The organism is Rhodococcus sp. ARC_M6 (assembly GCF_022810305.1).
Lineage (GTDB): Bacteria > Actinomycetota > Actinomycetes > Mycobacteriales > Mycobacteriaceae > Rhodococcus_F.
Map to the genome: position 1 here is coordinate 132,328 of NZ_JALGQH010000004.1, position 12,189 is coordinate 144,516.

The 12,189-nt window shown below is 61.8% G+C and carries 11 protein-coding genes; 6 read left to right on the forward strand and 5 right to left on the reverse strand.

Features of this window, described 5'->3' with window-relative positions; all coding sequences use genetic code 11:
- Positions 1–2: 2 nt before the first annotated feature.
- From ndk to proB, 6 genes are all read left to right on the forward strand, one after another.
- Positions 3–422: a nucleoside-diphosphate kinase gene (gene ndk / locus MTX36_RS07305; RefSeq protein ID WP_094273957.1), complete on the forward strand. Its 420-nt coding sequence runs from the start codon at positions 3–5 to the stop codon at positions 420–422.
- A gap of 422 nt (positions 423–844) precedes the next feature.
- Complete coding sequence (locus MTX36_RS07310; protein ID WP_243619072.1) at positions 845–4,075, forward strand: translation initiation factor IF-2 N-terminal domain-containing protein; 3,231 nt, start codon at positions 845–847, stop codon at positions 4,073–4,075.
- A gap of 336 nt (positions 4,076–4,411) precedes the next feature.
- Complete coding sequence (rplU, locus tag MTX36_RS07315) at positions 4,412–4,723, forward strand: 50S ribosomal protein L21 (RefSeq protein ID WP_243619073.1); 312 nt, start codon at positions 4,412–4,414, stop codon at positions 4,721–4,723.
- Positions 4,724–4,765: 42 nt separating this feature from the next.
- Positions 4,766–5,035: a 50S ribosomal protein L27 gene (gene rpmA / locus MTX36_RS07320; protein ID WP_094273954.1), complete on the forward strand. Its 270-nt coding sequence runs from the start codon at positions 4,766–4,768 to the stop codon at positions 5,033–5,035.
- Positions 5,036–5,251: 216 nt separating this feature from the next.
- Positions 5,252–6,703 carry a GTPase ObgE gene (obgE, locus tag MTX36_RS07325; RefSeq protein WP_243619074.1) on the forward strand — a complete coding sequence of 484 codons (1,452 nt, stop codon included), beginning with the start codon at positions 5,252–5,254 and terminating at the stop codon, positions 6,701–6,703.
- A gap of 49 nt (positions 6,704–6,752) precedes the next feature.
- Positions 6,753–7,856 carry a glutamate 5-kinase gene (proB, locus tag MTX36_RS07330; protein ID WP_243619075.1) on the forward strand — a complete coding sequence of 368 codons (1,104 nt, stop codon included), beginning with the start codon at positions 6,753–6,755 and terminating at the stop codon, positions 7,854–7,856.
- Here the strand turns inward: proB and MTX36_RS07335 are convergent.
- The 5 genes from MTX36_RS07335 to ectA all read right to left on the reverse strand — a co-directional run bounded on the left by MTX36_RS07335 (position 7,829) and on the right by ectA (position 12,097).
- Positions 7,829–8,686, reverse strand: coding sequence for an NAD-dependent protein deacetylase (locus MTX36_RS07335; protein WP_243619076.1), 858 nt, complete (start codon positions 8,684–8,686; stop codon positions 7,829–7,831). The genes proB and MTX36_RS07335 overlap by 28 nt on opposite strands.
- A gap of 228 nt (positions 8,687–8,914) precedes the next feature.
- Positions 8,915–9,847 (reverse strand): D-isomer specific 2-hydroxyacid dehydrogenase family protein, encoded by a 933-nt coding sequence (locus tag MTX36_RS07340; RefSeq protein WP_243619077.1) that lies wholly within the window; start codon positions 9,845–9,847, stop codon positions 8,915–8,917.
- 9 nt (positions 9,848–9,856) lie between these two features.
- The gene (locus MTX36_RS07345) at positions 9,857–10,255 is read right to left on the reverse strand and encodes an ectoine synthase (protein WP_243619078.1); all 399 of its coding nucleotides are present in this window, start codon (positions 10,253–10,255) and stop codon (positions 9,857–9,859) included.
- Positions 10,256–10,270: 15 nt separating this feature from the next.
- Complete coding sequence (ectB, locus tag MTX36_RS07350; protein WP_243619079.1) at positions 10,271–11,533, reverse strand: diaminobutyrate--2-oxoglutarate transaminase; 1,263 nt, start codon at positions 11,531–11,533, stop codon at positions 10,271–10,273.
- 48 nt (positions 11,534–11,581) lie between these two features.
- Positions 11,582–12,097: a diaminobutyrate acetyltransferase gene (gene ectA / locus MTX36_RS07355; protein ID WP_094273947.1), complete on the reverse strand. Its 516-nt coding sequence runs from the start codon at positions 12,095–12,097 to the stop codon at positions 11,582–11,584.
- Positions 12,098–12,189: the final 92 nt, after the last annotated feature.

A 12,189-nucleotide genomic window follows, 5' to 3' on the forward strand; every position in this document is an offset into this window, starting at 1 on the left:
ACGTGACTGAGCGCACCCTCGTACTGATCAAGCCCGATGCCGTTGCCCGTGGATACGTGGGAGAAATCCTTAGTCGTATCGAGCGCAAGGGCCTTACCATCGCAGCACTCGACCTCCGGGTTGCTTCCGAAGACGTGGCTGGTAGCCACTATGCGGAGCACGCCGAGCGTCCGTTCTACCCGAGCTTGTTGGAGTTCATCACCTCCGGTCCGCTGGTTGCCGTAGTGCTCGAAGGCCCCCGTGCCATTGCAGCTTTCCGTCAGCTTGCCGGCGGAACCGACCCGGTGGAGAAGGCGCTACCAGGAACAATCCGCGGAGACTTCGGCCTGGAGTCGCAGCAGAACTTGGTTCACGGAAGCGATTCCGTCGAGTCCGCAGAGCGCGAAATCGCACTCTGGTTCCCGGCGCTCTCTTCCATCTGATTTTTCGTACGCTTCACCCGAACGGCACTGATCCCACATCGGTGCGCCCTTGCAGTAACGGGTGCACGGATGTGGGATACTGCTATCAGTTGGACCGCAAATTTGTTGTACGCGCGTTCAGCCGGATGGCACTAGGTTCGATGTGACACAGATTCGATGCCCTTTCATCGCTGCTACCGGTCAACAGGAAATCCCTGGACCCGTGCATGCTGGATGATCAGGCGCTCGAGTTGCGGATCGCTGCCATCCAGCCAGGCACTTCATGCGTCCGCAGTGAATAACGGGCATTACGGACCATGCGGAGCGAGACCTTTACAATCTCGTACTCACTTCTGAGTGCGAGTACACACAGCGCGCCCCTGCGTGGCCGCGTGACAACTCGATTGCAGAGTTGGACGCGCCCGGGGGCTGAGGAGACTTACGTGGCCAATCAAGCCCCAACAGAATCAGAATCAAACGAAACCCCGGTCTTTCCGGACAAGATGCGCGTCCACGCGCTGGCGAAGCAACTGGGAATCACCAGCAAGCAGGTACTCGCCGAGGCCGTTGCGCTCGGAACTGATGTCCGCAGTGCTCAGTCAAGCCTGAACCGTGACCTCGCAGAACGCATTCACGCATCGCTTCATTCCGCGGCCGAGGCAATCGAACCCGTTGTCGCCGAACTAGACGCGCTGATCGACCCAGTCGTCGAAAAGCCTGTTGTCGAAGAGCCCGTCGAAAAGCCTGTTGCCGAGAAGCCGGTTCGTGCCCGGCGCTCGCGCAAGAAGGTTGTTGTCGAAGAGCCTGCAGTTACCGAACCGGCAGTCGAAGAGCCAGCCGTCGTCGATCCCGCAGTTGCCGAGATCACTGCAGATCTGGATGCAGCAGCGGCCTTGCAGACCAAGGAAGCTGAGCAGTCCGACCTTTTCACGTCCTTCGAACGTCCCCAGGCGCAGCCGTCCAAGGCAGCGCCCGCACCGGCACAGGTACCGCTGTTCCTCCAACCGGACCTCGAAGCCGTCGAGGTGGCGCCGCGTCGTCGTCGTGCGCGTCGTGAGCCGGCCGCACCCGTAGTCGCCCCGGAATCGACAGTAACGCCGGTCGAAACCGAGATCGCAGAACCGGAGACGGCAGTAGTCGAGCCGGCACCGGAGAGCATCACCTCGGCACAAACCGAAGGTGAGAGCACCGAAGCCGAGTCCGATGAGGATGAGGACGGCCAGCCGCGTCGTCGTCGTCGTGGACGCCGTGGCCGTGGCCGCGGTCGCGGCGAGCAGGCCAACGAGCAGGGTGACGACGAGTCCGAGTCTTCGGATGCCGAGCCGGAATCGGCTCCCGAAGCCACCCAGACCCCTGCTGTGAGCCCCTCAGCTGACAACGCCGAGGAAAGCTCCGACGAGACCACCGAGTCCGAGTCCGAGAATGCTGACGATTCAGACCTCGATGCCGACGGCACCAACCGTCGTCGTCGCCGTCGTCGTCGTCGTAAGACCGGAACCGACGCCGCCGTCGATGCCACCGTCGTATCGGAAGACGATCCGCCGAACACCGTCGTTCACGAGCGTGAACCGCGTAGCAAGACTCGCGTCGTCAAGGACGAAGTCCAGGGGATCAGCGGCTCGACGCGTCTCGAAGCGAAGCGTCAGCGTCGCCGCGACGGTCGGGATGCCGGTCGTCGTCGTCCGCCGATCTTGACGGAGTCCGAGTTCTTGGCACGCCGTGAGGCTGTCGATCGTGTGATGGTTGTTCGTGATCGTGCGGACAGCGGTCAGCCGCATGCCACCACGCAGGTCGCGGTCCTCGAAGACGGCGTTCTGGTCGAGCACTTCGTCACCAACTCGGCAGCTGCCTCGATGGTCGGCAACGTGTACCTGGGCCGCGTCCAGAACGTGCTGCCCAGCATGGAAGCTGCGTTCATCGACATCGGACGTGGTCGTAACGGTGTGCTGTACGCCGGCGAGGTCAACTGGGAAGCCGCCGGTCTCGGTGGCAATTCCCGCAAGATCGAGCAGGCTCTCAAGCCGGGCGATCAGGTTCTGGTGCAGGTCAGCAAGGATCCGGTCGGGCACAAGGGTGCTCGCCTGACCACGCAGATCTCGTTGGCCGGACGATTCCTGGTGTACGTGCCGGGAGGTTCGTCCACCGGTATCAGCCGCAAGCTGCCCGACACCGAGCGCAAGCGTCTCAAGGAAATCCTGCGCGACATCGTTCCGGCCGACGCCGGCGTGATCATCCGCACTGCCTCCGAAGGCGTCAGCGAAGAAGAGTTGGCGCGCGACGTCACTCGCCTGCAGTCGCAGTGGGCCGGCATCGAAGAGCAGGCCGCAGCGGCGGACACCGGCAAGTCCGGTCAGCCGCAGGCACTGTACGAAGAGCCGGACATGCTGGTCAAGGTGATTCGCGACCTGTTCAACGAAGACTTCTCCAAGTTGGTCATCGAAGGCGAGAAGGCGCACACGACGGTTGAGAACTACATCAACTCCGTGGCTCCCGATCTGCTGCCGCGGCTCGAGAAGTACACGCCGAACAACAACATCGACGTCTTCGCAGCGCGTCGCATCGACGAGCAGTTGGCCAAGGCACTCGACCGCAAGGTGTGGCTGCCGTCCGGCGGCACCCTGGTGATCGACCGCACCGAGGCCATGACGGTTGTCGACGTCAACACCGGCAAGTTCACCGGAGCGGGTGGCAACCTCGAAGAGACCGTCACGCGAAACAACCTCGAAGCTGCCGAAGAGGTCGTTCGCCAGATGCGCCTGCGGGACATCGGCGGAATGATCGTCGTCGACTTCATCGACATGGTCCTCGAATCGAACCGAGATCTTGTCCTGCGTCGTCTCACCGAATGCCTGGGCCGCGATCGCACGCGCCACCAGGTATCCGAGGTCACCTCGCTGGGCTTGGTTCAGATGACGCGTAAGAAGCTGGGCACCGGATTGGTCGAGGCATTCTCGACTACCTGCGAGCACTGCCATGGCCGCGGCATCATCGTGCATTCCGAGCCGGTCGAGGTGAAGTCGGCTGACGACGGTGGATCACGGTCCGGTTCACAGCGGAGCGAGCCCGGAACATCGCGCAAGAACAAGCGCGGCCGCGCCGACAAGCCCGCGCCGAGCGAGTCCAACGGCCAGGAAGCGCCCGCGGTTGAGGTTCCGCCCGTCGACGCGACCGTCAAGCGTGCACATCCGGTCGCCCTGGCGATGGCTTCGCATCATGACGAAGACGGCAACGTAGCAACGGACGCTACCTCGGAGTTCGATGCTTCCAAAAGCGTCGAACGTGCGGATTCGGCTGTTGCCGATTCTGGCCGGGTTAATGATGGCGCTGTGGATAATGTTGCGGCGCAGCCCGATACGGCCAAGAGCGATGCGACTGAGCGTCAGGACGGACACGTCGAATCTGCTCCGCGGGGTCGTCGTCGCAGTCGTAGGGCGTCTCGGGCAGCGTCGGCACCCGTCACGGAAGCGCCCGAAGTGAGCACGGTCTTCGTAGTTCCGACGCCGGAACCTGTCGTCGAGGCGGTAGCGCCGGAACCTGTCGCAGAGGTAGTCGTGGCAGAACCGGCAGTGGCAGCCGTCTCGGCGCCGGTGGAAGACGACGTCGTGGTGGTCAAGAGGCCTCGCCGTCGCCGCGCAGCAGCACGTCCGGCCGGTCCTCCGGTCGAAGGCGAGTAGAGAACTACCTTCTTTCGGATGGCTGGATGTCCGCGCACCTAGTGGCGGGCATCCAGCCGTGGTCCGAAGTTTCCGCTGGTAGAAGCAGTAAATGTACAATCGATTTACCCCTCGGCGGGGCGGTTTGACCATGACGGTTGCTTTCCCGTAACCTTGCATAGTCGCCACCCGGCGGTAGAGATTCCGTGTGCCTAGAGTGCATGAGAATTTCCAGGTACTGACCGTTTGTTGGTTCAGTACCGAGCCGAGGTGACATAAACCAGACCAGTCGCGATGCATTTGAAGCCTGAAGGCAGCAGCGCGAGCAAGTTCGAAGAAGCAAGGGGTAGCCCTCCGATGGCAACGTACGCGATCGTCAAGACCGGCGGAAAGCAGTACAAGGTCGCTGTTGGTGACCTCGTCAAGGTCGAGAAGATCGAGGGTGAGCCCGGCACTGCTGTCTCGCTTGCTCCCGTTCTCGTGGTTGACGGATCTGACCTGACTGTCGAGGCCGCCAAGTTGGCGAACGTCTCGGTCACCAGTGAGATTGTCGAGCACACCAAGGGCCCGAAGATCCGCATTCACAAGTTCAAGAACAAGACGGGTTACCACAAGCGTCAGGGCCACAGGCAGCCGCTTACCGTGATCAAGATCACGAGCATCAAGTAACTCGTTCTTTTCAGCTGATTTCACCCGAGGAGGGTCAACAACATGGCACATAAGAAGGGTGCATCCAGCTCCCGTAACGGTCGCGATTCAAACTCTCAGCGCCTCGGCGTGAAGCGTTTCGGCGGCCAGTCGGTCAGCGCAGGCGAAATCCTGGTTCGCCAGCGCGGCACGCACTTCCACCCCGGCGTTAACGTCGGCCGTGGCGGCGACGACACCCTGTTCGCTCTCGCTGCCGGTGCAGTCGAGTTCGGCCAGAAGCGTGGACGCAAGACCGTGAACATCGTTCCGGCCGTCGTTGCGGTTGAGGTCTAGTCTTTCTCGCTAGTAGTACGCTTCCGGTTGCGCTCCTGTAGTAATGCCGAAACGTGTTCAAGCTCCCAATAGGGGCGGACCAGGGTTGAAATAACCTGGTCCGCCCCTATTGTTTGTTTAAGCAGTCCTGTTTGTTTTGTCCCGAGCAACCCTGCTCACCAGAAGTTCAGCTCATCGCGTGAGACCCGCAATTGACTGAGGAAGGATCCGGCAGTCATGTCCCGATTCATTGACCGTGTTGTGCTGCACGTCAGCGCTGGAAGAGGCGGCAATGGTTGTGCCTCCGTTCACCGTGAGAAGTTCAAGCCGCTGGCTGGCCCCGACGGAGCAAACGGTGGACGCGGCGGCGATGTAGTTCTCGTCGTCGCCGAGAACATCCACACCCTCCTCGACTTCCACTTCCACCCCAATGCGAAGGCCACCAACGGCAAGCAGGGAGCCGGCAGTAACCGCGAGGGCGCAAACGGTGAGGACCTCGTCCTCAAGGTTCCCGACGGAACCGTCGTGCTCGACACCAAGGGCAACATCCTCGCCGATATGGTCGGCGTCGGGACGCGTTACGACGCAGCTCAGGGTGGACGCGGTGGCCTCGGCAATGCTGCATTGTCCTCGAAGGCCCGCAAGGCTCCCGGTTTCGCGCTTCTCGGTGAAGACGGCGTCGAGCGTGATCTGGTTCTCGAACTCAAATCAGTCGCCGACGTCGGACTGCTCGGATTCCCGTCCGCCGGTAAGTCGTCGTTGGTTTCCGTTCTGTCGGCTGCCAAGCCGAAGATCGCGGACTACCCCTTCACGACTCTCGTCCCCAACCTCGGCGTCGTGTCGAGCGGTGAAACCACCTTCACCGTCGCCGACGTGCCTGGCCTGATTCCCGGTGCCAGTGAGGGGCGCGGTTTGGGTCTCGACTTCCTGCGTCACATCGAGCGCTGTGCTGTGCTGGCTCACGTAGTCGACTGCGCGACCCTGGATCCGGGACGCGACCCCATCTCCGACATCGACGCACTTGAAGCCGAACTGGCGGCATACACGCCGGCACTGTCCGGCGATTCGGGACTGGGAGATCTCGACAAGCGTCCGCGCGTTGTCATTCTCAACAAGACCGACGTGCCCGAAGCTGCGGAGTTGGCCGAAATGGTCACTCCTGAAATCGAAGCTCGCGGATGGCCGGTCTTCACGATCTCGGCAGTAAGTCGAGAAGGTTTGCGTCCGTTGACATTCGCGTTGGCGAAGATGGTCCTCGACTATCGTGAGGCCAATCCCAAGCCGGAGCCCAGCCGTCAGATCATTCGTCCGGTCGTGGTCAAGGACTCCAGCTTCACCGTCGAACCAGATCCGGAAGAGGTGGGCGGATTCATCGTCCGCGGTACCCGTCCGGAGCGGTGGATCCGTCAGACGGCATTCGACAACGACGAAGCCGTCGGCTACCTCGCCGACCGTCTCGCTCGGTTGGGTGTCGAAGCAGCACTGGTCAAGAAGGGCGCGCAGCCCGGTGCACCGGTTACGATCGGCGACGTCTGCTTCAATTGGGAGCCGCAGACGCCGGCCGGCGTCGACCTCACCCGTACGGGCCGCGGTACTGATCCGCGACTCGATCAGGTCGAGCGCATCGGTGCCGACGAGCGTAAGCACGCTCGCCGCGTCCGTCGCGGGCTGCTCGACGAAGACAACTGATTCAGAAGTAACCGGATACCGGCGAGACCAGAAGCGAGGGAACGGGACTGTGCTCGGTTCCACCAGGGAGTCGATTGCGTCGGCTCACAGTATTGTCGTGAAGATCGGGTCGTCCGCGCTAACCAGTTTGGTCGCGGGACTCGATACTCATCGACTGGATCTGCTGGCCGACGCCATCGAAGCCCGCATGCGTGCGGGCTCCGATGTTGTCGTCGTGTCGTCCGGTGCTGTCGGTGCCGGGTTGGCACCGCTCGGGCTCACCAAGCGACCTCGTGATCTCGCAACCAAGCAGGCTGCTGCCAGCGTCGGACAATTGGCGCTGGCACATGCCTGGGGTACTTCCTTCGCGCGGTACGACCGCACCGTCGGGCAGGTGCTGCTCACCGCCGACGACATCGCGCGACGCACGCAACACCGCAACGCGCAGCGCACTCTCGATCGTCTGAGAGCACTGCATGCGGTAGCCATTGTCAACGAAAACGACACTGTCGCAACAACCGAACTCCGTTTCGGTGACAACGATCGCCTGGCTGCATTGGTTGCGCATCTGGTTGGCGCCGACGCCCTGATTCTTCTGTCCGACGTCGACGGGCTCTACGACGGTGATCCCCGAAAGGGTGGCGCCACACTGATTTCCGAGGTCAACAGCCCCGAAGATCTGGACGGCGTTGTCGCCGGTTCCGGCGGAGCGTTGGGCACCGGGGGGATGGCCTCCAAGCTTTCAGCCGCTCGTCTCGCTGCGGATTCCGGAGTGCCCGTTCTACTGGCCGCGGCATCCGATGCGGCGCAGGCCCTCAGCGGCGCCGATGTCGGAACTGCTTTTGCGGCGCGGCCCACCAGGCTGTCTGCTCGCCGGTTCTGGGTGCGTCATGCCGCTGATACGCAGGGAGACCTGCATCTCGACGAGGGTGCTGTCAGTGCAGTTGTGGGCAAGCGTCGAAGCTTGCTCTCGGCCGGAATCGTCGGTGTGTCAGGCGATTTCCATGCCGGTGACGTCGTGTCGCTCATGGGACCGGGGGAGAAGCCCGTAGCCCGCGGTGTTGTGGCCTTCGATGCGTCGGAAATCGAAGACATTCTGGGACGTTCTACCGCCGAACTGCCCGCGGAGATGCAACGCCCCGTCGTTCATGCCGACGACTTGGTTGCCCTGTAAGTTTCACTGGTTACCAGTGCGGAAAGTGCTTCGGTACAGCCGATTTCGAGTTTCAGATCTGCGAATTCGTCGCCGCGGGTGTGTCCGCGGTTGACTATCGCAATCGTCTTGCCGGCCTTCGCGGCATAGCGCACGAACCGTAGACCCGACATGACGGTTAACGAGGATCCGGTAACCAGCACCGCGTCGGCTGCGTCAACCAGGCTGTAGGCGCGGGCAACCCGCTCTTTGGGAACAGACTCACCGAAGTACACGATGTCAGGCTTGAGGATTCCGCCGCACACGTCGCAGTCCACCACGCGAAAATGTGCTGTCGATTCGATGACGGCATCCGCGTCCGGTGCGATCTCCACTCCTTGTGCAGCAGCAACAGTTTCGGCAAACCCCGGGTTTGCTTCTTCCAGGCGCTCGGCAAGTGTGGTGCGGGAGATCAACTTCTGGCAGTCCAGGCAGCGAACCTGCGCGTAGGTGCCATGTAGATCAATGACGTTGCGAGCCCCGGCTTTGGTGTGCAGGAGGTCGACATTCTGGGTGATGACTCCGACGGCCTGGCCATTGCGCTCGAGCGAAGCCACCGCTCGGTGGCCGAGGTTAGGGCGGGCACCGTCCATGAACCGCCAGCCGATGTGGTTGCGCGCCCAATAGTGGCGTCGGAACGCGGAGTCGCCGATGAACTGTTGAAACGTCATCGGGTTGCGGGGAGGGGAATCGGGTCCGCGGTAGTCAGGGATCCCTGAATCGGTGGAGATGCCGGCCCCCGTCACGATGGCTAGGCGTCGGCCTGACAGAAGTTCGGTCAGAGCGTCGAGTCCGGCGTTGCTGGTGTGCACGGGTTCCAGGATAGGCGCGTCGGTCGCCCGCCGAGCCAGGGCGGGTAGTACGCAGTGTGGAACTCGGCGGCCTCGGGTAGTCCTCCTTGGAGTACAAAGACGAGGAGTAGTCATGTTCGGGATTACGCTGCCCATAGTGTGGGATGGGGCTACTTTTGGTTTTACTCCCTGGAACCAGTTTGCCCAAGCGTGGAACTCCGGAGCTTTCGCGTCATAGGCAGCCGTAGGTCAGTAACCGGCGATCGGATCCACGAGGGCTGCGAGAGTTTCACCCTTCGCGAAGCGGGCCACGTTCTTGCTCACGTGATCGGCAAACGCGGCGGGGCGGACACCCGGCGGATTGGAATCGTGCGGCGTGATGATGGCGTTGGTCAAGTCCCACAGGGGGTGACCGTCGGGGAGCGGTTCGGGCTCGGTGACATCGAGTCCGGCGCCGCCGATGCCCTCTGTTTCGATGGCCTCGACGAGGGCATCGGTGTCGACCAGTGAACCGCGCGCGACATTGATCACCCACGAATGGGGGCGCATCTGCGCAAGCTGAGCACGCCCTACGAGGTGGCGTGTCGCTGGAGTGGCGGGCGCTGCAATGACGAAGTGGTCTGCACGAGAATAGATTTCATCCATCTTCGACGCCGGAAATGTTGCGATGGCGCCGGGTACTGGACTACCGCTGCGATTGACCGCGATGCTGTCTGCCCCCTGTGCGGCCAGCATCGGGATCAACGCACGACCAATTCCACCGGCTCCGATAATTGCGACCGTGGAACCACGTAAAGTACCGATCTTCGGGAAGAACTCGAACTGACGCCACGTCTTTGCCTCGATGTGCGCGGGCAGGTGGCGAACTCCGGCCAGGAGCAACATCAATGCGTGTTCTGCTACCGAGGCGGAGAATGCGCCGGCAGCAGACGTCCACGTGATGTCGGTGTCCTTGGAAATCACTTTGGCCTCGAACCAGTCCTCGATCCCGGCGGAGGGCAGCTGCACCCATCGGATCGACGGGGGCAATACTCTCGGAAACGAATCCGGCAAACCAGCCCAGATCAGGGCGTCGGCAGATTCGATCGGACTGATCACGCCGCCGCCCCGGAGCACTGCGCTGTCGAGCAGTGCATCGGGGGCGGGGCCGATAGCTACGCGGGGTGAAGTGTCAGGCGCCATGGCTTGACGTTACGCGGGGACCTCGATGAGTGGGTAGATTCCGTTTTCATCGTGCACTTCCCGGCCGGTGACCGGGGGATTGAACACACACAACATACGCATCTCGGTGTCCGGCTCGACGCGGTGACGCTCATGGCCGTCGAGTAGGTACATCGACCCGGGAGCCAGTCTGTATTCCTTGTTGTTGTCCAGGTCGATCAACTTGCCGGTGCCTTCGACGAGCCACACTGCCTCGACGTGGTTGGCGTAGTGGAACTCGTTGATGGATCCGGCCTTGATGGTGGTCTCGTGGAACGAGAAGCCCACGCGGTCGCCGCCGAGAACGATGCGCTTGCTGCGCCAGTTTCCGTCCTCGCTGGAGACGTCGCGGTCTGTGCCGGAAATTTCGGTGGTGGTGCGAACGATCATGGGGGAGTCCTTCCCTTAGCTGCAGACCTTGAGTGTCGCTTCGGCCAGAATGGAGAGGCCGTGCTCGAGCTCCTCATCGGTAATCGTCAGTGCCGGAAGCAGTTTCACTACCTGGTCGGACGGGCCGGAGGTTTCCGCCAGCAATCCCTCGTCGAATGCCAGTTGGCAGACCTTGCCGGCCCGTTCGGGCTGCTCGAAGACAAGTCCCTGGACCAGACCGCGTCCGCGGGTCGAAACCTCGCCGGGGAATTGATCGGCGAGATTTGCGAAGCACTCGCGGATGCGGGCGCCCTTCTTCAGGGTCGTCTTGGTGAGCGCATCGTCGGACCAGTAATGATCGAGTGCCACCTTGGATGTGACAAACGCGGGGTTGTTTCCGCGGAACGTTCCGTTGTGCTCGCCGGGACCCCAGACATCGAGTTCACGTTTGAACAGTGTGAGCGCCATGGGCATTCCGTAGCCGCCGATGGATTTGGAGAGCGTGACGATGTCGGGAACGATTCCGGCTTCTTCGAACGAGAAGAACGGACCCGTACGGCCACAACCCATCTGGACGTCGTCGACGATCAGCAGGATTCCGCGATCGGAGCACAGCGTTGCGAGTGCCCGAAGCCATTCGGGGCGAGCGACATTGACGCCGCCTTCACCCTGCACGGTCTCGACGATGACAGCTGCGGGACGGTTGAATCCGCTGCCGGAATCATCGAGCACCCGTGAGAACCACTGGAAATCCTCGGTGACGCCGTCGAAGTAGTTGTCGAACGGCATCGGCGTTGTGTGCACCAGTGGTACACCGGCGCCGGCTCGCTTCATCGAGTTGCCGGTAACCGACAGTGCTCCCAGTGTCATACCGTGGAAAGCGTTGGTGAAGTTGATGATTGCGGATCGCCCAGTGACCTTGCGGGCCAGCTTGAGTGCGGCTTCGACAGCATTTGTTCCGGTGGGCCCGGGAAACTGGACTTTGTAGTCGAGGCCACGTGGCTCGAGGATGTTGCGCTGAAAGGTTTCCAGGAACTCACGTTTGGCGACAGTCGACATGTCGAGGCCGTGGGTGATGCCGTCACTCATGATGTAGTCGACCAGTGCTGATTTCAGCACCGGGTTGTTGTGTCCGTAGTTGAGTGCGCCGGCGCCGGCGAAGAAATCCAGGTAGTCGCGCCCGCTCTCGTCACGGATCCACGATCCGGAAGCGCTGGTGAACACTGCCGGCCAATCACGGCAGTAGCTGCGAACTTCGGACTCGAGCGTCTCGAAAATGCTTGCTTCGTTGATGTTCATATCTTCTTAGTTCCTCCGGGGCATGCTGTGTACCCAGCGCGCAACGCGCTAGGCGCCGATGCGGAAAAGATCTTCGGCTTCGTGTCCATCGGGAAAATCATTGGGCGAGAACAAGCTCTGCCGACTGATAGGTAATTCGCGCCTTCGTGCGAGCGCGGTGAAGAGTGCGATCGAAGCCTCGTTGTCGGGGCTGATCGTCGTCTCCAGATGTGTAACACCCAGTGGCGCTGTGCGATCCATCAATGCTGACAGCATGCGGCCGGCAATTGCCTTACCGCGCTGGTCTTCATCGACCGCGACTTGCCATACGAACAGGGTTTCCTGTGCGCTGGGCCGGGCGTAGCCGGAAACAAATCCGACAACACGTCCGTCTACTTCCGCAACAATCGATGTTGCGCTGAAATCCCTGCACCACAACAGGTATGCATAACTCGAATTGAGGTCGAGCACCTTCGAATCTCGTGCGATCTGCCAGAGCCGGACTCCGTCATCGATCTGTGGGCTTCGCAGTAACACCGCGTCCGGCGCGGTGGTCGGGATAGCTCTCGTATCAACAGGCTTCATCTGTCATCTGAACGTAACAAGCATTGCTGCAGAAGTCATGTAGATGTCCGTTTCGGGCCTTGGGTAACCGGGTACGGCGCAGGTGACAGCAT